The 21,234-nt window shown below is 66.4% G+C and carries 20 protein-coding genes and 1 tRNA gene; 8 read left to right on the top strand and 13 right to left on the bottom strand.

Going from position 1 to position 21,234, the window contains the following annotated elements:
* Positions 1 to 129 precede the first annotated feature (129 nt).
* From AC3WLY_RS10420 to AC3WLY_RS10405, 4 genes are all read left to right on the top strand, one after another.
* Positions 130 to 831: a peptidoglycan DD-metalloendopeptidase family protein gene (locus AC3WLY_RS10420; RefSeq protein WP_175962444.1), complete on the top strand. Its 702-nt coding sequence runs from the start codon at positions 130 to 132 to the stop codon at positions 829 to 831.
* A 367-nt stretch (positions 832 to 1,198) separates the two neighbouring features.
* On the top strand, positions 1,199 to 2,818 hold the full coding sequence (locus tag AC3WLY_RS10415; protein WP_492308547.1) for an acyl-CoA synthetase: 1,620 nt from the start codon (positions 1,199 to 1,201) through the stop codon (positions 2,816 to 2,818).
* A gap of 72 nt (positions 2,819 to 2,890) precedes the next feature.
* The gene (locus AC3WLY_RS10410; RefSeq protein WP_492308548.1) at positions 2,891 to 3,214 is read left to right on the top strand and encodes a DUF2288 domain-containing protein; all 324 of its coding nucleotides are present in this window, start codon (positions 2,891 to 2,893) and stop codon (positions 3,212 to 3,214) included.
* Between the two features lie 10 nt (positions 3,215 to 3,224).
* Positions 3,225 to 4,592: an MATE family efflux transporter gene (locus AC3WLY_RS10405; protein WP_492308549.1), complete on the top strand. Its 1,368-nt coding sequence runs from the start codon at positions 3,225 to 3,227 to the stop codon at positions 4,590 to 4,592.
* Between the two features lie 19 nt (positions 4,593 to 4,611).
* On the opposite strand, the gene AC3WLY_RS10400 is transcribed toward AC3WLY_RS10405, so the two are convergent.
* A complete protein-coding gene (locus tag AC3WLY_RS10400; protein WP_165948090.1) occupies positions 4,612 to 4,788 on the bottom strand; it encodes a hypothetical protein in 177 nt (58 codons plus the stop codon).
* Between the two features lie 136 nt (positions 4,789 to 4,924).
* Between AC3WLY_RS10400 and AC3WLY_RS10395 the strand changes: the two genes are divergently transcribed.
* Positions 4,925 to 5,095, top strand: coding sequence for a hypothetical protein (locus AC3WLY_RS10395; protein WP_174419115.1), 171 nt, complete (start codon positions 4,925 to 4,927; stop codon positions 5,093 to 5,095).
* Positions 5,096 to 5,305: 210 nt separating this feature from the next.
* On the opposite strand, the gene AC3WLY_RS10390 is transcribed toward AC3WLY_RS10395, so the two are convergent.
* Both AC3WLY_RS10390 and sixA read right to left on the bottom strand, forming a co-directional pair.
* Positions 5,306 to 6,112 (bottom strand): GNAT family N-acetyltransferase, encoded by an 807-nt coding sequence (locus tag AC3WLY_RS10390; protein ID WP_492308550.1) that lies wholly within the window; start codon positions 6,110 to 6,112, stop codon positions 5,306 to 5,308.
* A gap of 170 nt (positions 6,113 to 6,282) precedes the next feature.
* Positions 6,283 to 6,744: a phosphohistidine phosphatase SixA gene (gene sixA, locus AC3WLY_RS10385; RefSeq protein WP_072436410.1), complete on the bottom strand. Its 462-nt coding sequence runs from the start codon at positions 6,742 to 6,744 to the stop codon at positions 6,283 to 6,285.
* 157 nt (positions 6,745 to 6,901) lie between these two features.
* On the opposite strand from sixA, the gene AC3WLY_RS10380 reads away from it, so the two are divergent.
* Both AC3WLY_RS10380 and AC3WLY_RS10375 read left to right on the top strand, forming a co-directional pair.
* Positions 6,902 to 6,978 (top strand) — tRNA-Pro (locus AC3WLY_RS10380).
* 293 nt (positions 6,979 to 7,271) lie between these two features.
* Positions 7,272 to 7,706: a hypothetical protein gene (locus AC3WLY_RS10375; protein WP_492308551.1), complete on the top strand. Its 435-nt coding sequence runs from the start codon at positions 7,272 to 7,274 to the stop codon at positions 7,704 to 7,706.
* 88 nt (positions 7,707 to 7,794) lie between these two features.
* On the opposite strand, the gene ppx is transcribed toward AC3WLY_RS10375, so the two are convergent.
* Positions 7,795 to 9,309 (bottom strand): exopolyphosphatase, encoded by a 1,515-nt coding sequence (gene ppx / locus AC3WLY_RS10370; protein ID WP_492308552.1) that lies wholly within the window; start codon positions 9,307 to 9,309, stop codon positions 7,795 to 7,797.
* A gap of 279 nt (positions 9,310 to 9,588) precedes the next feature.
* Here ppx and ppk1 point away from each other — a divergent pair, with 279 nt between their 5' ends.
* Entirely contained in the window at positions 9,589 to 11,652 is a 2,064-nt protein-coding gene (gene ppk1 / locus AC3WLY_RS10365; protein ID WP_072435858.1) for a polyphosphate kinase 1, read from the top strand.
* Between the two features lie 129 nt (positions 11,653 to 11,781).
* Here the strand turns inward: ppk1 and phoR are convergent, their stop codons facing one another.
* The 9 genes from phoR to folP form a co-directional block, all read right to left on the bottom strand.
* Positions 11,782 to 13,101 (bottom strand): phosphate regulon sensor histidine kinase PhoR, encoded by a 1,320-nt coding sequence (gene phoR, locus AC3WLY_RS10360; RefSeq protein WP_175962430.1) that lies wholly within the window; start codon positions 13,099 to 13,101, stop codon positions 11,782 to 11,784.
* 57 nt (positions 13,102 to 13,158) lie between these two features.
* On the bottom strand, positions 13,159 to 13,860 hold the full coding sequence (gene phoB / locus AC3WLY_RS10355; RefSeq protein ID WP_027787869.1) for a phosphate regulon transcriptional regulator PhoB: 702 nt from the start codon (positions 13,858 to 13,860) through the stop codon (positions 13,159 to 13,161).
* A gap of 32 nt (positions 13,861 to 13,892) precedes the next feature.
* A complete protein-coding gene (gene phoU / locus AC3WLY_RS10350; protein ID WP_310134915.1) occupies positions 13,893 to 14,597 on the bottom strand; it encodes a phosphate signaling complex protein PhoU in 705 nt (234 codons plus the stop codon).
* Positions 14,598 to 14,615: 18 nt separating this feature from the next.
* Positions 14,616 to 15,464 carry a phosphate ABC transporter ATP-binding protein PstB gene (pstB, locus tag AC3WLY_RS10345; RefSeq protein WP_072435860.1) on the bottom strand — a complete coding sequence of 283 codons (849 nt, stop codon included), beginning with the start codon at positions 15,462 to 15,464 and terminating at the stop codon, positions 14,616 to 14,618.
* 15 nt (positions 15,465 to 15,479) lie between these two features.
* Complete coding sequence (pstA, locus tag AC3WLY_RS10340) at positions 15,480 to 16,373, bottom strand: phosphate ABC transporter permease PstA (RefSeq protein ID WP_105392992.1); 894 nt, start codon at positions 16,371 to 16,373, stop codon at positions 15,480 to 15,482.
* The gene (pstC, locus tag AC3WLY_RS10335) at positions 16,370 to 17,356 is read right to left on the bottom strand and encodes a phosphate ABC transporter permease PstC (RefSeq protein WP_175962429.1); all 987 of its coding nucleotides are present in this window, start codon (positions 17,354 to 17,356) and stop codon (positions 16,370 to 16,372) included. Before pstC ends, pstA begins: the two co-directional genes overlap by 4 nt.
* Positions 17,357 to 17,450: 94 nt before the next feature.
* Positions 17,451 to 18,485: a phosphate ABC transporter substrate-binding protein PstS gene (pstS, locus tag AC3WLY_RS10330; RefSeq protein WP_175962428.1), complete on the bottom strand. Its 1,035-nt coding sequence runs from the start codon at positions 18,483 to 18,485 to the stop codon at positions 17,451 to 17,453.
* Positions 18,486 to 18,932: 447 nt separating this feature from the next.
* A complete protein-coding gene (glmM, locus tag AC3WLY_RS10325) occupies positions 18,933 to 20,288 on the bottom strand; it encodes a phosphoglucosamine mutase (protein ID WP_175962427.1) in 1,356 nt (451 codons plus the stop codon).
* Positions 20,289 to 20,316: 28 nt separating this feature from the next.
* Positions 20,317 to 21,210, bottom strand: coding sequence for a dihydropteroate synthase (gene folP / locus AC3WLY_RS10320; protein WP_492308553.1), 894 nt, complete (start codon positions 21,208 to 21,210; stop codon positions 20,317 to 20,319).
* Between the last annotated feature and the right edge of the window lie 24 nt (positions 21,211 to 21,234).

Genomic DNA, 21,234 nt, shown 5'->3' with positions numbered 1-21,234 from the left:
GGGCGCGCCGAAACGGCGCGCGATGACCTCGACCAAGGCCCCAAACTGCGGTGCGCGGGTCGAACCCGTTAAAATCGGACGTTTTGTGTTGCCTGCCGCGTCGTGCGCGGCAGGGTCTTGCGAGGTTCAATGTTCGGAACAACAACGAAGCGACTCTTCGCAGCCGCCTGCGCCGCCCTGCTCGTCGCGTGCGGCTCCGCGCCTGTCGGCCCCGGGTTCTATCGCGTCGAGCGCGGCGATACGCTCTACAAGATCGCGCGCGACAACCGCACGTCGGTGCAGAACATCGTGCGCTGGAACCAGATGGCGAACCCCGATGCGATCGAAGTCGGCCAGGTGCTGCGCGTCGCGCCGCCGCCCGGCACGACCACCGCATCGACGCCGTCGACCACCGGCACCGGCAGCGCGGGCCGCGCCCGCCCCGCGCCTTCCGCGCCGGTCGAATCGGCCGTCAAGCCGGCCACGAGCATTTCGCTGGTCTGGCCGGCGGCCGGCAATGTGGTCCGCACGTTCGACGGCTCGAAATCCAAGGGTATCGACATCGCGAACTCGCCGGGCACGCCGGTGATCGCGGCCGCGCCGGGCGTCGTGGTCTATGCGGGTAACGGGCTGCGCGGCTACGGCAACCTGATCATCCTGAAGCACAACGCCGATTACCTCACCGCATACGCGCACAACCGCGCGCTGCTGGTGAAGGAAGGCCAGTCGGTCACGCAGGGGCAGTCGATCGCGGAAATGGGCAACAGCGACAGCGATCGCGTCGCGCTGCATTTCGAGTTGCGCTACGGCGGCCGCTCGATCGATCCGTCACGCTACCTGCCCGCGCGCTGAGCGCGCGACAGCCGGCGCGCGATGCCGGTGTGCATCGCGTGCCGTCTCGGGCAAAATCGGGAAGGTTGAATCAGCGCTTGCGCAGACGGCCGGTAAACCGGCCGGACAGCGGATCGACGTGACGGGCAAATGCCACCAGCACGCCGATTCCGATCAGGCTGAACCCCGCAGCAATCAGAAGCAAATCCATGGTCCTATCACTGTTGTGTCGTGATCTTATGCGTCATTGTGGAATCGTGCACTGAGCCGTGGCTATTGGACGAGTCCGAACATTCCCTATCAGCAGTCACCATTGTCGATTCGTCTGCATGAAACCCTGATGTAATCCGTTCGCCCGACGCCACGTTCGACACCCAGGAGACCCGCGATGCTGCCCGCCGCCGACCGCTACGACGACCTGCTCTCCCGCTTCGGCTGGGCCGTTCCGGCCCGCTACAACATCGGCGTGGACGTCTGCGACAAATGGGCCGACGGTAGCGGGCGCCTCGCGCTGATCCACGAAACCGCGCAAGGCAACGTGATTCGACTCACGTTCGACGACCTGAGGAATGCTTCTAACCGGCTCGCGAACAGCTTCGTGCGCGCCGGCCTGCGACGCGGAGACCGGATCGGCATCTTTCTCGCGCAGGGCCCCGAAACGGCCATTGCGCATCTCGCCGCATACAAGCTCGGCGCGATCGCGGTGCCGCTCTTCACGCTGTTCGGCGTCGATGCGCTCGAATACCGGCTCGCGAACAGCGAAGCATCCGCGCTCGTCACCGACGCGGCCGGCTACGCGAAAATCGCGCCGCTGCGCGCGCAACTGCCGGCACTGCATACCGTCTACTGCATCGGCGACGATGCACCCGACGCGCCGGGCGTGCTGCGCTACGATGCGGCGCTGGCCGCCGAATCGCCCGACTTCGCACCGGCCGACACGGCCGCCGACGATCCGGCGGTGATCATCTACACGTCCGGCACGACCGGCAAACCGAAAGGCGCGCTGCACGCGCATCGCGTGCTGCTGGGTCACCTGCCGGGCGTCGAGATGTCGCAGCAATGCTTCCCGCGCGACGCGCGCCTGTTCTGGACGCCGGCCGACTGGGCGTGGATCGGCGGCCTGCTCGACGTGCTGCTGCCATCCTGGCATCACGGCGTGCCCGTGCTCGCCCGCCGCTTCGAGAAATTCGACGGCGACGCGGCGTTCGCGCTGATGGCACGGCACGGCGTGACCCACGCATTCCTGCCGCCCACCGCGCTGAAACTCATGCGTACCGTCGCGGCACCGCGCGAACGCTACGCGCTGTCGCTGAAATCGGTCGCGAGCGGCGGGGAATCGCTCGGCACCGAGCTGACGGCCTGGGGACGCGACGCGCTCGGCGTGACGATCAACGAGTTCTACGGGCAGACCGAATGCAACATGGTGCTGTCGTCGTGCGCGGCGCTGTTCGATGCGCAGCCGGGCGCGATCGGCAAGGCGGTGCCCGGTCACGTGGTCGCGATCGTCGACGCGGACGGCACGCCGCTGCCGCCCGGCGTCGAAGGCCGCATCGCGGTGCGCCGCCCCGACCCGGTGATGTTCCTCGAATACTGGCGCAATCCCGGCGCGACCCGCGACAAGTTCGCGGGCGACTACCTGCTCACCGGCGATACGGGCACGATCGACGCCGACGGCTTCGTGCGCTTCGTCGGCCGCGACGACGACGTGATCACGAGCGCCGGATACAGGATCGGCCCGGGCCCGATCGAGGACTGCCTGCTCACGCATCCGGCGGTGCGGATGGCGGCCGTCGTCGGCGTACCCGACGCGACGCGCACCGAGATCGTCAAGGCGTTCGTCGTGCTGAACCCCGGCCACGTCGGCGACGATGCGCTCGTCAGCGCACTGCAGGCCCACGTGCGCACACGGCTCGCCGCGCACGAGTATCCGCGCGCGATCGCGTTCGTCGACAGCCTGCCGATGACCGCGACCGGCAAGATCGTGCGCCGCGCGCTGCGCGACGCGTGAGCCGTCCGCCCCCCGCTCGGGCCGCCGGCCGGATGGTTTATAGTGGCGCCACGCAGTCTTTCCAAAAAACCGATGTCCTCTGAACGCCAATCCGCCGCGGGCGCGCCGAACAGCCCGCTCTACGCCAAACTCCTCGGCGAGACCGCCAAGATCGACTGGTGCGATCTCGAGCGCTTCTTCGCGCAGGGCAAGCTGCTGTCCGTCGCGCGCGACCTCGATCTCGTCAGCGTCGCGGAAGCGATCGCCAGCGACGAAGCCGAACAGGTCACGCGCTGGCTGTCTGCCGGCCTCGTCGCGCGCATGCCGGCCGAAACCGCGGCCGACTACGCGGCGCGCAACCCGGAGCTGTGGGCGGTCGTCGTGTCGCCATGGGTCTGCGTGCAGGAACGCGCCTGACGCGTCCGCCATGTCCGAATCCGCGTTACCGCACGGGGCCGGCACGGGTTCGGCCACCGTCACGCATCGGCGCGTCCTCGCGCTCGCCTTCCCGATCGTCCTGGCGAACCTGACCCAGCCAATCCTCGGCGCCGTCGACACGGCCGTCGCCGGCCACCTCGACGGCGCGCAGTATCTCGGCGGCGTCGCGCTCGGCGGGCTGTTCTTCAATTTCGTGTTCTGGGGCTTCGGCTTCCTGCGGATGGGGACGACCGGCCTCGTCGCGCAGGCGCACGGTGCCGGCGATGACGCAGGCATCCGCCTGAACCTGCTGCGCGCGTTGATCGTCGCATTCGCGCTCGGTGCCGCGGTGCTCGCGCTGCAGGTGCCGCTGCTGTCGTTCGCGCTGACCGCGCTCGGCGGCAGCGATGTCGTCCGCGCGACGGCGCTCTCGTACAGCCACGCGCGAATCTGGAGCGCACCGTTCGCGCTCGCGAACTACGTCGTGCTCGGTTACCTGCTCGGCGTGCAGCGCGTCCGGCTCGCGCTGGTCGCGCAGGTGTTCATCAATGCGGTAAACATCGGCGCCGTGCTGCTCTACGTGTACGGCTTCGGCTGGGGCATCGCCGGCATCGGCGCCGCGACCGCCACCGCGGACGCGTGCGGCTTCGCGCTCGGCGCGTGGATGCTGTGGCGACTACGGCCGCGCGGCCTCGGGCCAATCGACGCGCGTGCGCTCGCCGACCGCGCGGCGCTCAAGCGGCTGATCGCGCTCAATCGCGACATCTTTCTTCGCACGCTGTGCCTGCTCGGCGCATTCGGCTGGTTCGCGCACCTCGGCGCGAAACAGGGCGACGCGACGCTCGCGGCGAACGCGCTACTGCTGAATTTCCAGACCTTCATGGCGTACGGCCTCGACGGCTTCGCGCATGCGGCCGAGGCGCTCGTCGGCGCGGCAGCCGGCGCGCGCGACCGCGGCGCATTCCGGCAAGCCGTGCGCGTCACGCTGTTCTGGTCGGCGCTCGGCGCGCTGCTGTTCGCGCTCGTTTACTGGGCCGGCGGCGGCTGGATCGTCGCGCGGCTGACCGATCAGGCCGAGATCCGTACAGTCGCGCTGCGCTACCTGCCATGGGCCGCGATCTCGCCGATCGTGTCGGTCTGGGGCTTTCTGCTCGACGGCGTGTTCATCGGCGCCACGCAGACGCAATCGCTGATGCGCGCGATGATCGTGTCGTTCTCGATCTTCATCGCGGCCACGCTCGCCGTCGGCACATTCGGCAATCACGGCCTCTGGTTCGCACTGCTGCTGTTCATGGCCGCGCGCGGCGCGACGCTCGCGCGCTACCTGCCGGGGCTGTTGCGGCGCATCGGCGCCGACGCGCACGCCGCACGCGCCTGACAGCCGCCCAGGCCGACCGTTACTGCACGGGCTTCGGCGGCGGCGCATCGAGCATCGAAGGCGGCGTCATGTCGGTCGGCACGCCGTGATAGTCGGCCGGATCTTCCGGCGGGTGGCCGCGGCGGGCCTGACGAGGATCGCTGGTGCAGCCCGCGAGAAGCGCTGCGGCCAGCACGGCCAGCATGAAACGGGTCATCGGGTATGGCTCCGGAAATCGGCGCGCCCATCGCGCGCCAGGACCGCGCCGAGTCTAGCGGAAATCCGGTTTCGGGGTCGCGCCGCGCATGTCCTACTATGTACGCATGGCGCTGTGCCGTGGGAAGGAGGCTGCCATGTCGTCTGAGGAAATTGCGGGCCTGATCGGCCTGTTCATCGGCCTGATGGTGCTGGCCGCGCTGTCGTACTTCGAGGCGCGGGAATACAAGCGCAGCCATGACGGCGAAGGGATGATCCACCACTGGATGGCGGAACACCACCTGCTCGACTGGCGCCGCAAGCACTGAGCGAGCCGCCCCGCCGTTCGGCCCGCGTCGAACCCGGGCCGTTCGCGAACGTGCCATCCCGTGGCACGGCAGGAACCGCGCATCGTCGAAATTAACAGGGCCGGATACACGCACGTTGACCGAATGCACGAACGCCGTCGCGCGGCAGGCTGCCGCACGACGGCGTTTGCTCGCGCGCACCCGGGACGGGCGCGCCGCGATTCAGACGGCTCAGCCCAGGAAGTGGCGGGCGTAGCGCGCGTTGATGTCGGACAGGCGGAACAGCGTCAGGAAATCCGCGCAGTTGAAATCGGGATCCCAGGCCGGCGCGCCGCAGATCTTCGCGCCGAGACGCAGGTAGCCCTTGATCAGCGGCGGCGGCACCACGGCGACGCCCGTCTGCAGTTCATCGACCGGCAGTGCCGTATGCGGGAACGCACGGTACTCGGGCGCCGTCAGCGAGCTCGCCGACAGCGACTGGTACAGGTTTGCAGCATAGTGGCCGCCGTCGGCCATCGACACGCTTGCGCAGCCGAGCATCGTCTCGTAGCCGTTCTGCATCATGTACGCGCCGAGGCCCCCCCACAGCGCCATGATGACGGCGCCGCTGCGGTAGTCGCTGTGCACGCACGAGCGGCCGACCTCGACCATCTTGCCGCGCAGGTGCGTCAGGCGCGACAGGTCGAATTCGCCCTCCGCGTACAGGCGGCCGACACGCGCCGCCTCGTGCGGCGGCAGCACGCGATACGTGCCGACCACCTTCAGCGTATCGAGATCGCGAACCAGCAGGTGGTCGCAGTACGCATCGAACGGATCGACGTCGAGACCGGAGGGGCCGCTGACCTGCGCGCCCATCTCTTCGGCGAACACGCTGTAACGCAGACGCTGCGCTTCGCGCAATTCGTCTTCCGTGCGGGCCCATGCGGCACGCAGGCGGTACTCCGATGTAACGGTTTCAGCAGCGCGCGGCAGGTGCCGCCGCGACGTGTCGAGGGGCAGCGAGGCAAAGGGGAGCGTAGGCGTCGGCAGTTCTCGCATTAGGCTTTCCTGGTCGTAAGGAATAAGGCGACATGCCCGCCAATGTAGTAATCGGCCGTGACCGTTATGTGGCACGACCGTGTCCTTTCAATGACGTGTCGCCGAATTGACTTTAGCAGAAAGCTTGCGAAGCCGTATGATGAATCCCGTTAATCCCCGTCAGGCCTGCTTTACACCAGTTCCGGCGTCAATACTGCCCGCAGCACGGCCTGCCGGCCGCCGTCACGCGTGCGGCTCGCGAGCCACACGATTCCGCCCTTCTTGACGCTCCAGCTGTCGTCGCTGCCGGCGATCAGTTGCGCGGCGACGCTGCCGAGCGTCGGCTGGTGCCCGACGATCACGACCGTCGGCGCGATGCCTTCCGGCCAGCCGGCCGCCGCCAGCACGTCGTCGACACCGCCGCCCGGCGCGAGCGCGTCGACGGTCCGGTACTGGTCGGTCAGCGCCTCGACGGTCTGCACGGTGCGGGCCGCCGGGCTCGCGAGGATCACGGCGTTCGACTCGAGCCGGCCACGCAGCCATTTGGCCATCGCCTGCGCGTCCTTGCGGCCACGAACGGTCAACTGGCGCGCGAGATCGCTCGCCGCGTAGTCTTCGGCTTCGGCGTGGCGCCACAGGATCAGGTTCATCATGATGTTCTCCTTGCTTCGGCAAGCGGCCCCGCACACGTGTGGGCCGGCCGATCATCGTGCGAATTGTCGCAAATCGCGGCCGGTTCACCGCCGCGGCATTTACCCGCATATCGCGATTGACCGAATCAGTAATTAGACGATACAATCTTTGGCTCGTCGGAGCGTAGCGCAGCCTGGTAGCGCATCTGATTTGGGATCAGAGGGTCGTAGGTTCGAATCCTATCGCTCCGACCAAAGGAATCAAGGGGTTACATGCCAAAAGCGTGTAACCCCTTTTCCGTTTCCGGATCCTTGAACCGGTCGCCGGGCTTCCCGGCTCGCGGTCATCCGATTCATTGCAGGGATCAATTGGGGGCCAGGCGACAACGCGTTGGCCTCTGCCGCATCCCGGCGCCCATGGCGCATCGCTGCAACCGCAGGCAGCAGATCGCGGCCACAAGTCAGCAGGCTGCCGACGCGTACAAGCAGCCCGCGCGCGACACTTCCGGGAACACGCGATAATGCGCGTGAACAACCCGCATCCGCGCATGAAAAACAACATTCTCAAGATCGCCCTCTGCGCATCGCTGTTCGCGCTCGCGACCACCGGCACCGCGTCCGCGAAGGCGCTCGACGACGCGCTCGACTGCCATTCGACCGGCCACAAGTTCGTCGCGCCGCTGCTCGCCGCCGGCGACATCCAGTCGGAGCCGATGCACGTCGAATCGAACTCGGTCAACGCATTCCGCACGAACCGCTCGCTGACGGCGTACGGCTTCGGCGTCTATGTCGTGCTTGGTTACCAGGCGAACGACCCGATCTTCCGTCCGGGCGAAGGCACGCCGATCGGCGACTGGGCCTACGGCGTCGTGGTGCGCGGCACGAAGGGCGCGGTGGAGGAAGCCGTGCGCAAGGCCGGCAGCGACGCAACCGTCAAGCAGGCGTTTCCGTTCCTGACCGCGATCGTCTGCTCGTCGGACTGAGCAATCGTCAGGACGATCATGCGTCACGCCTGAGGGCCACAACCGCACGCCCCGCCCGCGAGCCCGTCCGGGCCCCGCTATCAGCCTGTTACGCGCCGGTATACACCACGCGATAGGGAATACCGACCTTCTCCCACTCGGCAGCCTCCTGGCTGAGGCTGTAGTCGGTCAGCGGGTTCTGCTCGACCCACGCGCTCGGCAAGCGCACTTCATACCCGCCCTTCTTCATCTGCGAAATGGAAATGTCCGGCAACCCCGCATCGGTCCGGCGCCGGCACAGCAGCGCCGCGAGCCGCAAGCAGAACAGCAGCGGCCACTCGACGTCGCGCGCCTGCGACAGCTTGCCGAGCTTGCCCGCGTGACCGAGCACGAGCGCGGCGAGCCGCGCCTGGTCCGTGCGCGAAAAGCCCGGCATGTCCGCGTTGCTCGCGATATAGGCCGAATGCTTGTGATACGCGCTGTGCGAGATCGACAGGCCGATCTCGTGCAACGCGGCCGCCCAGCCGAGGAACATCCGGCCTTCCTCGCGCGCTTCGTCGTCGGCTTCATCGAGTTCGTCGTAGAAACGCGCGGCGAGCGCACCGATCCGCTCGGCCTGCGCACGATCGACGCCGTAGCGGCGAGTAAAGCCCTCGACGGTCACCGCGCGCATGTCTTCGTGCTGCGTCCGGCCGAGCAGGTCGTACAGCACACCGAGACGCAGCGCGCCGTCGGTCGTATCGACGTAGTCGACGCCGAGCTCCTCGAACACCGCGAGCATGATCGCGAGGCCGCCCGCGAGCACCGGCACGCGGTCGGGCTTCAGCGCGACCAGCTTCAGCCGGTTGACGTTCTCCGACTTGATCAGCGCGCGCTTCAGCCGCTCGAGGCCGCCGCGCGAAATGCCGTGCGTGATGCCCGGATCGTTGAAGCCGTTCGCCTCGACGAGCTCCGCGAGTGCACGCGCGGTGCCGGACGAACCGATCGCCTGGTCCCACCCGGCCTTCTTGTACTCGCTCGAAATGATCTGGATCTCGCGCTTGGCCGCGAGCTCGGCTTGCCGCATCGTGTATTCGTCGACGTTGCCGGCCGGAAAGAAGGTGCGGCTGTGGCTCACGCAGCCGATATAGAGACTCTCCATCACGATCGGCGTGTAGTGCGAGCCGATGATGAACTCGGTCGAGCCGCCGCCGATGTCGACGACGAGCCGCTTGCCGGCGCTTGCGGGCACCGAGTGCGCGGCGCCCGCATAGATCAGCCGCGCTTCTTCGCGGCCCGCGATCACTTCGATCGGGAAACCGAGCGCCGCTTCGGCCTCGCCGAGAAATTCGGCCGCGTTCTTCGCGACACGCAGCGTGTTGGTCGCCACCGCGCGCACACGATCCGGATGGAAATCGCGCAGGCGCTCGCCGAACCGCTTGAGCGCCTCCCAGCCACGCTCCTGCGACGCGCGATCGAGCATCTTGTCGCTCGACAGGCCAGCAGCCAGCCGAACGGGCTCGCGCAGCGCATCGACGGGATAGATCTGGCTGCCCGCCGACGTTTCCTCGACGCGACCGACGATCAGCCGGAAGCTGTTCGAGCCGAGATCCACGGCAGCCAGCAAGTGGGGGGTTGTAACCATCAGAATGGGGCTCCGTGCGCGTTCGCCCGCGGCAGCCGGTCCGGCAACCCAGGGCGATCAATCAAAGGCGACATTTTAAGCGTGGAACGCTTGCCATTGCCACGCTTCACGGGCATGCACACTGCTCAAGTGTATATGGCCGAAACATTTATGCGACGAATCGGTTAGGGCGTAGAATTTGTCGACATAAAACCATTACTGTCATCAGCACGTCATCGTACCGTGAGAGTTTCCGAGCGTCCTTTCGAATCATCGCCTGAATCCCCCTCTACTCTGCCGATGTCCGTCCGCTACCCGCTTCTCAATCGTGAACTCGGCATCCTCGGCTTCAACGAGCGCGTGCTGGCCCAGGCAGCCGATCCGCAAGTTCCGTTGCTCGAGCGCCTTCGCTTCATCTGCATCACCAGCAGCAACCTCGACGAATTCTTCGAAGTCCGGATGGCCGGCCTTCAGGAGCAGATCCGCGACAACCCCGGCGCGCTGACGCCCGACGGCATGTCGTTACAGCATGCTTACGATCTCGTCGTCGAACGCGCGCAACGGCTCGTCCATCGACAGTACACGATGCTGCACGAAACCGTGCTGCCCGCGCTCGAACAGGAAGGCATCTATTTCCATGCGACAGACTCGTGGAACGACGAGCAGCTCGAATGGGCGCGCCACTACTTCCTCGACGAACTGCTGCCCGTGCTGACGCCGATCGGCCTCGATCCGGCGCACCCGTTCCCGCGCGTGCTGAACAAGAGCCTGAACTTCGTCGTCGAGCTCGAAGGCCGCGACGCGTTCGGCCGCCAGGCCGTGATGGGCATCGTGCAGGCGCCGCGCGCGCTGCCGCGCGTCGTGCGCATGCCGCACGCGCTGTCGGGCTTCGAGCACGGCTTCGTGCTGTTGAGCTCGTTCATGCAGCGCTTCGTCGGCGAACTCTTCCCGCAACTCGTCGTGAAGAGCTGCAACCAGTTCCGCATCACGCGCAACAGCGAGCTGTTCGTCGACGAGGACGAAATCACGAACCTGCGCGTCGCGCTGCAGGGCGAACTGCCCGCGCGCCACCTCGGCAACGCGGTGCGCCTCGAGGTGTCGGCCGATACGCCGCAGCACATCGTGCGGCGGCTGCTCGAGGAAAGCGAACTCCGCGACAAGGACTGCTATCGCGTGGCCGGTTCCGTGAACCTCGTGCGCCTGATGCAGATTCCCGATCTCGTCGACCGCCCCGACCTGAAGTTCGCGCCGTTTACCGCATCGACCCCGCCCGCGATCGCGAACGCGCCGACGATGTTCGATGCGATCGACGACGGCGACATCCTGCTGCATCATCCGTACGAGAGCTTCCAGCCCGTGCTCGAACTGCTGCAGCAGGCCGCGAAGGATCCGAGCGTCGTCGCGATCAAGCAGACGATCTACCGCACCGGCACCGATTCGCCGCTGATGGACGCGCTGATGGAAGCCGCGCGCAACGGCAAGGAAGTGACCGTCGTCGTCGAGTTGCTCGCGCGCTTCGACGAGGAAACCAACATCAACTGGGCATCGCAGCTCGAAGCCGTCGGCGCGCACGTCGTGTACGGCGTGGTCGGTCACAAGTGCCACGCGAAGATGATGCTGATCGTGCGGCGCGTCGTGCAGGCCGGCAAGGCGACGCTGCGCCGCTACGTGCACCTCGGCACCGGCAACTACCACCCGCGCACGGCGCGCCTCTATACCGACTTCGGGCTGATGACGGCCGACCAGAAGATCTGCGAGGACGTCCACCACGTATTCCAGCAACTGACCGGGATCGGCGGCGAACTCACGCTGCACGAGCTGTGGCAGTCGCCGTTCACGCTGCATCCGCGCATCGTCGAATCGATCCGCGCGGAGATCGACAATGCGCGTGCCGGCAAACGCGCGCGCATCGTCGCGAAAATGAACGCGCTGCTGGAGCCGACGGTGATCGCCGCGCTGTACGAAGCGTCGCAGGCCGGCGTGAAGGTCGACCTGATCGTGCGCGGCGTCTGCGCGCTGCAGCCCGGCGTGCCGGGGCTGTCGGAAAACATCACGGTGCGCTCGATCGTCGGCCGCTTCCTCGAGCACCACCGGATCTACTATTTCCACGCCGGCGGTGCCGAGGACGTCTATCTGTCGAGCGCCGACTGGATGGACCGCAACCTGTTCCGCCGCGTCGAAGTCGCGTTCCCGATCCGCGAGCGCAAGCTCAAGCGGCGCGTGATCGCCGAAGGCCTGTCGGTGTGCCTCGGCGACAACCAGTCGGCCTGGCAGATGCTCAGCGACGGTCACTACCGCCGGCGCCGCGCAGGCAAGACGGTCCGCAACGCGCAGCTCGGGCTGCTCGCGAAGTTCTGCTCGTGATCCTGCCGTGCGGCGCGAATCGCGCGCCGCACGGCCAATGAAAAAGCGCAGCTCACATACGCGGGCTGCGCTTTTTTCTTGCCTGGCGTGCCGCCGCTCGCCGAACGAGCGACGGATGCCGTTACGCGATCATGCCTCGTACGCGGCCGGCCGGATCGCGATGACGCGCGAGCCCGGGAACCGCGCGGTGAACGTGCTGCCGCGCCCTTCCTCGCTTTGCACGTACAGGTGCGCATCGTGCCGCTGCAGCACATGCTTGACGATCGCGAGCCCGAGCCCCGTGCCGCCCGTATCGCGCGAGCGGCTGCGGTCGACGCGATAGAAGCGCTCGGTCAGCCGCGGCAGGTCGGCGGCCGGAATGCCGAAGCCGCTGTCCGTGACGGAAAACACGCCCTGCGCACCCTCGCGCCGCCACGACACGACGATCTTGCCGCCATCCGGCGTATAACGAATCGCGTTCGTGACGAGATTCGCGAACGCGCTGAACAACTCCGTCTGCGCGCCCGTGACGCCGAGCGTCTCGTCGATCGAGAACGCGATGTCGTGATGCCCGTTCGACAGCGTCTGCGCATCCTCCTTCAGATGGTCGAACACGGCACGCATGTCGATCGCGCGATCGACCGGCGGCTTGCTCTCGCCTTCCAGCTTCGCGAGCACCAGCAGGTCGGTGACGATGTGCCGCATCCGCGACGCCTGCTGCTCCATCATCTCGAGATAGCGTGCGCGGTCTTCCTCGTTCAGCGGCAGCTCGCGCATCGTCTCGAGAAAGCCGGACAGCACGGTGAGCGGCGTCTTCAATTCGTGCGACACGTTCGCGACGAAGTCGCGCCGCATCGCGTCGGTACGCTCGAGCTCGGTGATGTCCTGCGTGAGCAGCAGCTTGCGGTTCTCGCCGTACGGAAACACCTGCACGGCCAGCACGTTCTGCCGCGCGCCGCCCATGCCGCGCATCACGAGCGTCTCGTCGTAATGCTGCGCATTCAGGTAGCGGACGAACTCGGGATGACGCACCAGGTTCGTGACGTGCTGGCGCAGGTCGCGCTTCGCATCGAGACCGAAATGGACCTCGGCGATCGCGTTGCACCACTCGATCTGGTCGTGGTCGTCGAGCATCGCGACGCCGTTCGGCGAGGCCTGGATCGCCTGGATGAAGCGCGAATGCTGCTGTTCGACCTGCCGCACCTGCGCATGCCACTGCTTCGCGAGCTTGTGCAGCCGGTAGTAGATCTCGCCCCAGATGCCCGGCGCGCTCGGCACTTCGCCGTAGACGGGCGCATCGAGCAACCGCCACAGACGCTGCGTATGGAAGGTGCTGAAAAAGCCCTGCGCGATCAGCATCACGGCCACGAACACGAGGCCCGCGGTCGGGCCGGCAAAGACGCCGACCAATACGCCGATCAGCACGAGCAGCACGAGCGACACCAGAAAGCGCGCCCAGATGATGTTCATGATTCAGCGTCCGAAAGAATGAACGGCATGCCGTGGCACACGGCATGTCCGGATACGTTACGCGTGCTTGGCGAGCCGGTAGCCGCTGCCGCGCACGGTCTCGATCATCGCATCGCAGCCGGCCGGTTTCAAGGCCGCGCGCAATCGTTTGATGTGCACGTCGACGGTTCGCTCTTCGACGAACACATGGTCGCCCCACACCTGGTCGAGCAGTTGCGTGCGGCTGTGCACGCGCTCCGGATGCGTCATGAAGAAATGCAGCAGGCGGAATTCGGTCGGGCCGAGATCGAGCTTGATCTCGCTGCCTTCCGCATGCGCGGCGACGCGATGCGTGGCCGGATCGAGGCGCAGCCCGTTGATCGACACGACGTCCTCGGTCAGCTGCGGCGCACGACGGCGCAGCACCGCCTTGATGCGCGCCATCAGTTCCTTCGGCGAGAACGGCTTCGTCACGTAGTCGTCCGCGCCGATCTCGAGGCCGAGCACCTTGTCCTGCTCGTCGCCGCGCGCGGTCAGCATGATGATCGGGATGTGTTTGGTCCGTTCGTTGTTGCGCAGGTCGCGCGCAAACGCGATACCGGACTTGCCCGGCAGCATCCAGTCGAGCAGCACGAGATCGGGCAGCACGTCGCTGATCAGGTTCTGCGCCTGTTCGGCGTTGTACGCGCGGATCGGGCAATGACCGGCGTGCTGGAGATTCACCGAGATCAGTTCGGAAATCGCGGGCTCATCTTCAACGACGAGAATGTTGCTGGGCATCGGCACCTCTTTTCTTCCTGTACGTTATCGCGTTAACTGTTGGCTTCGCGGTCGAGCGTGTCGCGCGGCTGGTGCCGCACGTCCGTGCCCTTCACGATGTAGATGATGAATTCGGCGATGTTCTTCGCGTGGTCGCCGATCCGTTCGATCGCCTTCGCGATGAACAGGTAATCGAGGCCGACCGAGATCGTGCGCGGATCTTCCTGCATGTACGACACGAGCTTGCGCACGAACGCGCGGAATTCCATGTCGATCTCCTTGTCGTCCTTGACGATCTGCGCGGCCGCCACCGTATCGAGACGCGCAAACGCGTCGAGCGCGCGGCGCAGGATCGTCACGGCCATCTCGCCCGACACCTTGATCTCGGCGATGTTGACCGCGCGCGCGGCCGGCTCGTCGACCAGGCGGCGCACGCGCTTCGCGATCTTCTCTGCCTCGTCGCCGGCACGCTCGAGGTTCGTAATCGTTTTCGAAATCGACATCAAAAGACGCAGGTCGCGCGCGGCAGGCTGCCTCCGCGCGATGATGTTGCCGCATTCCTGGTCGATCTCGACTTCCATCGCGTTCAACGTTTCCTCGGCCGCGATCACCTTCTCGGCCGCATCGCGATCGAATTCGTTGAGTGCGTGCATCGCGCCGACGATCTGCGACTCGACGAGCCCGCCCATTTCCAGCACTTTCGACGACACGGCATTCAGGTCCGCGTCGAACTGGCTCGACAGATGTTTATCCGACATGGCTGTTGTTCTCCGTCATCAGCCGAAGCGGCCGGTGATGTAGTCTTCCGTTTCCTTGCGCACCGGCTTGATGAAGATCTTTTCGGTTTCGCCGAACTCGATCAGCTCGCCCAGGTACATGTAGGCCGTGTAATCCGAGCAGCGTGCGGCCTGCTGCATGTTGTGCGTGACGATCACGACCGTGTAGTCGCTCTTCAGCTCCGCGATCAGTTCCTCGATGCGGCCCGTCGAGATCGGGTCGAGCGCCGAGCACGGCTCGTCGAGCAGCAGCACTTCCGGACGGATCGCGATGCCGCGCGCGATGCACAGACGCTGCTGCTGGCCGCCGGAGAGGCCGTAGCCGCTCTGGCCAAGCTTGTCCTTCACTTCGTTCCACAGCGCGGCCTTCGTGAGCGCCCACTCGACGCGGTCGTCCATTTCCGAGCGCGTGAGCTTTTCGAACATCTTCACGCCGAACGCGATGTTGTCGTAGATCGACATCGGGAACGGGGTCGGCTTCTGGAACACCATGCCGATGCGCGCACGCAGCAGCGAGATGTCGCGCTTCGTCGTCAGCAGGTTCTCGCCGTCCATCAGGATTTCGCCTTCGGCGCGCTGCTCCGGATAGAGCGCGAACATCTTGTTGAACGTGCGCAGCAGCGTCGACTTGCCGCAGCCCGACGGGCCGATGAACGCCGTCACCTTCCCTTCGGGAATGCGCAGGTTGATGTTCTTCAGCGCATGGAACTTGCTGTAGAAGAAGTTGAGGTTGTTGACCTCGATCTTCGCGTTCAGCGGCGCGAGCGGGCGATCGTTCGCCGCGTCGTGCGTGCCGGCGGGCGCTGCGGTGCGCTCGACGGGATTCAGGTGGCTCTCTGCCATATTCATCGGATTGCTCCGCCGTTACTTTTTCGAGAAGACCGAGCGCGCCAGGATGTTGAGTCCGAGCACCCCGAGCGTAATCAGGAACACGCCCGCCCATGCGAGCGACTGCCATTCCGCGAACGGGCTCATCGCGAACTTGTAGATCGTCACGGGCAGGTTCGCCATCGGCTGGCTCATGTCCCACGAGAAGAACTGGTTCGACAGCGCGGTGAACAGCAGCGGCGCCGTTTCGCCGGCGATCCGCGCGACCGCGAGCAGCACGCCCGTGATGATGCCGCCCACCGATGCGCGCAGCGTGATCTTCAGCACCATTCGCCACTTCGGCGTGCCGAGCGCGAAGGCTGCTTCGCGCAGCGCGTTCGGCACGAGCTTCAGCATGTTCTCGGTCGTGCGGATCACGATCGGGATCTGCAGCAGCGCGAGCGCGATCACGCCGGCCCAGCCCGAGAAGCGCCCCGACTTCGCGACGACGAGCGCGTACACGAACAGGCCGATGACGATCGACGGCGCGGACAGCAGGATGTCGTTGATGAAGCGGATCGTGCTCGCCAGCAGGTTCTTCTGGCCGTATTCGGCGAGATAGACGCCCGCGAGGATGCCGATCGGCGTGCCGACCAGCGTGCCGAAACCGCACAGCAGCAGGCTGCCGACGATCGCGTTCGCGAGACCGCCGCCTTCGGTGTTCGGCGCCGGCGTCGATTCGGTGAACAGCTGCAGCGACAGGCCGCCGATACCGAGGTGCAGCGTCGTGTACAGGATCCACACGAGCCACAGCAGGCCGAACGCCATTGCGCCGAGCGATGCGGCGAGCGCGATCGCGTTGACGGCCTTGCGCTTGCGCTGCAGGCGCTCGCGCATCGCTTCGAGCACGGCGCCGTCCGGCCCCGGGAAATTCATGATGGGCTCGCTCATTTCTTGCCCTCTCCCTTCTCGAGACGAAGCAGCAGCAGTTTGGAGATGGACAGCACGATGAACGTGATCACGAACAGGATCAGGCCCAGTTCCATCAGCGCGGACGTATGCACGCCCGGCTGCGCTTCCGCGAATTCGTTCGCGAGCGCCGACGTGATGCTGTTGCCCGGCGCGAACAGCGACACGCTGTCGAGCAGGTTCGTGTTGCCGATCACGAACGTCACGGCCATCGTCTCGCCGAGTGCGCGGCCGAGGCCGAGCATCACGCCGCCGATCACGCCGGTCTTCGTATAGGGCAGCACGACCTTCCACATCACTTCCCAGGTCGTGCAGCCGATCCCGTATGCCGATTCCTTCAGCAGCACGGGCGTGACCTCGAACACGTCGCGCATCACCGACGCGATGTACGGGATGATCATGATCGCGAGAATCACGCCGGCCGCGAGGATGCCGATGCCGATCGGCGGGCCGGACGTCAGCGGCCCGAGCACCCACACGTCCTTGAGCAGATGGCCGAGCGGCTTCTGGAAGTATTCGGCGAAGATCGGCGCGAACACGAGCAGCCCCCACATGCCGTACACGATCGACGGAATCGCGGCGAGCAGTTCGATCGCGATGCCCAGCGGGCGGCGCAGCCACACGGGCGACAGCTCGGTGAGGAACAGTGCGATGCCGAAACTGACGGGCACCGCGATGACGAGCGCAATGACCGACGTCACGATCGTGCCGTAGATCGGCACGAGTGCGCCGTAGATGTCCGAGTTGGGATCCCACTCGGATTGCCACAGGAAGCCGAGGCCGAACTTCTGGATGGTCGGCATCGACGCAATGATCAGGGAAACGATGATCCCGCCCAGCAGCAGCAGGGTCACGATCGCGGCGAGCCGTGCGAGGCCGCCGAACAGAACGTCGCCGAGGCGGCTCGGCGCGCGCTGCTGCGCACTGTCGGGCGATCGGGAGGACGCGTATGAAATATCAGACATGGGTGCCTGCTTTTGATCGCCGGGCGCCGTAACGCCCGGCTTTACCGCACACACTGCCCGACCGGCGCGGCCGGGCAGTGAACCGCTGCATTGCTTACTCGGCGGCGACCGGCTTGCCCGATGCGTCCGTCACCTTCGTCTTCCACTGCTTGCGGATTTCCGTCTCGACCGTCGCCGGCAGCGAGATGTAGTCGAGGCTGTCCGCAGCCTTCTCGCCGTTCTTGAACGCCCAGCTGAAGAACTTCAGCGTTTCCGCGCCCTGCTCCGGCTTGTCCTGCTTCGCGTGCAGCAGCACGAACGTCGCGCCGACGACCGGCCATGCTTCCTTGCCCGGCTGGTTCGTCAGGATCTGGTAGAACGACTTCGACCAGTTCGCGCCGGCGGCAGCCGCCTTGAACGTTTCCGTCTTCGGCTCGACCACCGTGCCCGTCGAGTTCTTCAGCGCAGTGTAGGTCATGTTGTTCTTCTTCGCGTACGCCCACTCGACGTAGCCGATCGCGCCCGGCAGGCGCTGCACGAAGGCCGCAACGCCGTCGTTGCCCTTGCCGCCCGTGCCCGTCGGCCAGTTGACCGTCGTGCCTTCGCCGATCTTCGACTTCCACTCGTCGTTGACCTTCGACAGGTAGTTCGTCCAGATGAAGCTCGTGCCCGAGCCGTCAGCACGGCGAACGACGGCGATGTCCGTATCCGGCAGCTTGACCTTCGGGTTCAGCGCGGCGATCGCCGGATCGTTCCACTTCTTGATCTTGCCGAGGTAGATGTCGCCGAGCACCGGGCCCGACAGCGTCAGTTCACCGGCCTTCACACCCGGCACGTTGATGACCGGCACCACGCCGCCGACCACCGTCGGGAACTGGAACAGGCCTTCCTTCGCGAGCTCTTCATCCTTCAGCGGAGCGTCCGAACCGGCAAAATCGACCGTCTTCGCGACGATCTGCTTCAGGCCGCCCGACGAACCGATACCCTGGTAGTTGACCTTCGCGCCGCCGGACTGCTGGTAGTCGGCAGCCCATTTCGTATAGATCGGCATCGCGAACGTGCTGCCTGCGCCCGTGATGTCGGCAGCTTGCGCGGCAACGGCGAAAAGCGCGCCAGCCAAGCCGGCAATCGCGGTTTGCATCAATTTCATGAGACCTCCAGTGTGTGAGCGGATGACTACGGCACCGCGAAGGTTAGGGGCTCCTCATGACGGTAATGTGACAATCGATGAAACTGGCGTGACAGTAACATGACTGGTTGAAAGGGAATATCGGATGCGGCGCGGGCGGCGCCTGCGGGCACCGGAACGGCAGAGGCGGCAAGAATTGCCTGCCTGGCAAGGACGGGGTGGACACCCGTTTTTCGGGTGCGCCGGCGGATCGTAGCGCAGCGTCGGCGGTACGGGAAGCCTTGCGGTGGGTGCGATATAAGGGGTCGGAAGATATCTTCAGTCAGGCGATGCATTGATCGACGCGACACACTATAGGTAGCGCAAACCTTTGCGTCTGACGAAATTGCGGCGCCCGAAGGCGCCGCATGCCGATTCACCGGAGAACCGGCGCGCGGGCGGCAGGCCGCCCCGCGCCGATATCGTGCGTCAGGTCGTCGCCGCGCGCACCGCGTCGGCGATCGTCTCCGCATGGCGGACCGCATCGGCCGCCTGCTGCGCTTCGACCATCACGCGCAGCACGGGCTCGGTGCCCGATGCGCGGATCAGCACGCGGCCGCTGCCGGCGAGTGCGGCTTCGGCCGCGTCGATCGCGGCGCGAATCGACGCGCTGCCCTTCCAGTCGGCGCCCGGCTTCATCCGCACGTTGATCAGCTTCTGCGGAAACAGCGTGACGCCATCGAGCATCTGCGCGAGCGTTCGGCCGCTGCGCTTCAGCGCGGCCAGCACGAGCAGCGCCGACACGATGCCGTCGCCGGTCGAATGCCGGTCGAGCGACAGGATGTGGCCCGAGCCTTCCGCGCCGAGCTGCCAGCCGTGCTCGCGCAATTGCTCGAGCACATAGCGGTCGCCGACCGCCGCGCGGACGAATTTCACGCCCTCGCGCTGCAGCGCGACTTCGACGGCGAGGTTCGTCATCAGCGTGCCGACCGCACCTTCGACCTTGCCGTCGGTCGCGATCCGGTCCTTCACGAGCACGTAGAGGAGTTCGTCGCCGTTGTACAGGCGCCCGGTCGCATCGACGACCTGCAGGCGATCCGCATCGCCGTCGAGCGCAATACCGAGATCGGCGTGGTTCGCCCGCACCGCGCGCACCAGCGCGTCGGGCGCGGTTGCGCCGACGCCGTCGTTGATGTTGAAGCCGTTCGGCGCGACGCCGATCGGGATCACGTCCGCGCCGAGCTCGTGGAATACATGCGGCGCGACCTGGTACGCGGCACCGTGCGCGCAATCGACCACGAGCTTCAACCCGCGCAGGTCGAACGCAGCCGGGAACGTGCTCTTGCAGAACTCGATGTAGCGACCGGCCGCGTCGTCGAGGCGGCGCGCCTTGCCGAGGCCGTCGGACGACGCGCACTCGAGCGGCTTGTCGAGCCACGCTTCGATCGCGGCTTCGGTGTCGTCGGGCAGCTTGTTGCCGTCGGCGGAGAAAAACTTGATCCCGTTGTCGTGATACGGGTTATGCGACGCGCTGATCACGACGCCGGCCGACAGGCGCAGCGCACGCGTCAGATATGCGACGCCCGGCGTCGGCATCGGGCCGGCCAGCATCACGTCGACGCCGGCTGCCGAGAAACCGGCCTCGAGCGCGGCTTCGAGCATGTAGCCCGACACGCGCGTGTCCTTGCCGATCAGCACCGTCGGCCGCGAGCCTGCCGCGACGTCGGCCGAGCTGGCCAGCACCTTGCCGGCCGCGTAGCCGAGGCGCAATACGAAATCCGGCGTGATGGGCGCCTCGCCCACCGTGCCGCGAATGCCGTCCGTGCCGAAATATCGACGTCCCATGGCGAATCTTCCTCCTTCGTCTTCTGACTTATCGTTGCCGCGCGGCTTCGCGCACGGCATTCCAGACTTTCAGCGCATCGACCGTCGCCGCGACGTCGTGCACGCGCACGATCGCCGCACCGCGCTCGACCGCGCACAACGCGGCCGCCACGCTCGCCGCGACGCGCTCCATCGGCGGCTTGCCGCCGATCACCGCGCCGAGCATCGACTTGCGCGACATGCCCGCGAGAATCGGATAAGCGCGCCCGTCGGGCCGCGCGGGCGCCGTGTCCGACAACGCGGCCAGCAGCGCATAGTTGTCGTCGACAACCACCTTGCCGAACCCGAAGCCGGGATCCACGCAGATCCGCTCCGGCGCAATGCCCGCGTCGCGCAGCGCCTGCGCGCGCGCGGCAAGAAACTCGCGCACGTCGGTCACGACGTCGCCGTAGTCCGGCTCGCCGACCTGCATCGTCTGCGGCTCGCCGAGCATGTGCATCGCGCACAGCCCACAGTTGCCATCGCGCACCGCGTCGATCGCACCCGGCTGGCGGAATCCCCAGATGTCGTTGATCAGGTCCGCGCCGGCGGCCAGCGCCGCGCGCATCACGGCCGGCTTGTAGGTGTCGACCGACAGCGGCACGTTCAGCGGCCGCAGCGCCTCGACGAGCGGGATCACACGCGCGAGTTCCTCGTCGAGCGGTACGGGCGGCGCGCCGGGGCGCGTCGATTCGCCGCCGATATCGAGGAGGTCCGCGCCTTCGGCGATCATGCGCTCGGCCTGGCGCAGCGCATCGTCGCGCGCGAGGAAGCGGCCGCCGTCGGAGAACGAATCGGGCGTGGCGTTGAGAATGCCCATCACGAGCGGGCGCTCGAACGTCAGTGCGAAGCGGCCGCACTGGAGCGGCGCGGGAATGGACGGAGTAACAGCGGAATCGGACACGAGCGACTGGCGTGGTTGAATGCA

The organism is Burkholderia sp. FW306-1C-G01B, from assembly GCF_058781685.1.
The sequence above is the reverse complement of the archived record's forward strand: the minus strand, read 5'-3'. Positions and strand labels throughout refer to the sequence as shown.

Coding starts and splice junctions, on each gene's coding strand:
- phoR (WP_175962430.1), bottom strand. CDS start 13,101: ATGAACATCATCTGGGCGCGCTTTCTGGTGTCGCTCGTGCTGCTCGTG.
- pstB (WP_072435860.1), bottom strand. CDS start 15,464: ATGAATATGGCAGAGAGCCACCTGAATCCCGTCGAGCGCACCGCAGCG.
- phoU (WP_310134915.1), bottom strand. CDS start 14,597: ATGTCGGATAAACATCTGTCGAGCCAGTTCGACGCGGACCTGAATGCC.
- glmM (WP_175962427.1), bottom strand. CDS start 20,288: ATGGGACGTCGATATTTCGGCACGGACGGCATTCGCGGCACGGTGGGC.
- pstS (WP_175962428.1), bottom strand. CDS start 18,485: ATGAAATTGATGCAAACCGCGATTGCCGGCTTGGCTGGCGCGCTTTTC.
- AC3WLY_RS10420 (WP_175962444.1), top strand. CDS start 130: ATGTTCGGAACAACAACGAAGCGACTCTTCGCAGCCGCCTGCGCCGCC.
- AC3WLY_RS10405 (WP_492308549.1), top strand. CDS start 3,225: ATGTCCGAATCCGCGTTACCGCACGGGGCCGGCACGGGTTCGGCCACC.
- AC3WLY_RS10395 (WP_174419115.1), top strand. CDS start 4,925: ATGTCGTCTGAGGAAATTGCGGGCCTGATCGGCCTGTTCATCGGCCTG.
- ppk1 (WP_072435858.1), top strand. CDS start 9,589: ATGTCCGTCCGCTACCCGCTTCTCAATCGTGAACTCGGCATCCTCGGC.
- AC3WLY_RS10410 (WP_492308548.1), top strand. CDS start 2,891: ATGTCCTCTGAACGCCAATCCGCCGCGGGCGCGCCGAACAGCCCGCTC.
- sixA (WP_072436410.1), bottom strand. CDS start 6,744: ATGATGAACCTGATCCTGTGGCGCCACGCCGAAGCCGAAGACTACGCG.
- AC3WLY_RS10400 (WP_165948090.1), bottom strand. CDS start 4,788: ATGACCCGTTTCATGCTGGCCGTGCTGGCCGCAGCGCTTCTCGCGGGC.
- AC3WLY_RS10375 (WP_492308551.1), top strand. CDS start 7,272: ATGAAAAACAACATTCTCAAGATCGCCCTCTGCGCATCGCTGTTCGCG.
- AC3WLY_RS10390 (WP_492308550.1), bottom strand. CDS start 6,112: ATGCGAGAACTGCCGACGCCTACGCTCCCCTTTGCCTCGCTGCCCCTC.
- phoB (WP_027787869.1), bottom strand. CDS start 13,860: ATGCCCAGCAACATTCTCGTCGTTGAAGATGAGCCCGCGATTTCCGAA.
- pstC (WP_175962429.1), bottom strand. CDS start 17,356: ATGTCTGATATTTCATACGCGTCCTCCCGATCGCCCGACAGTGCGCAG.
- pstA (WP_105392992.1), bottom strand. CDS start 16,373: ATGAGCGAGCCCATCATGAATTTCCCGGGGCCGGACGGCGCCGTGCTC.
- AC3WLY_RS10415 (WP_492308547.1), top strand. CDS start 1,199: ATGCTGCCCGCCGCCGACCGCTACGACGACCTGCTCTCCCGCTTCGGC.
- ppx (WP_492308552.1), bottom strand. CDS start 9,309: ATGGTTACAACCCCCCACTTGCTGGCTGCCGTGGATCTCGGCTCGAAC.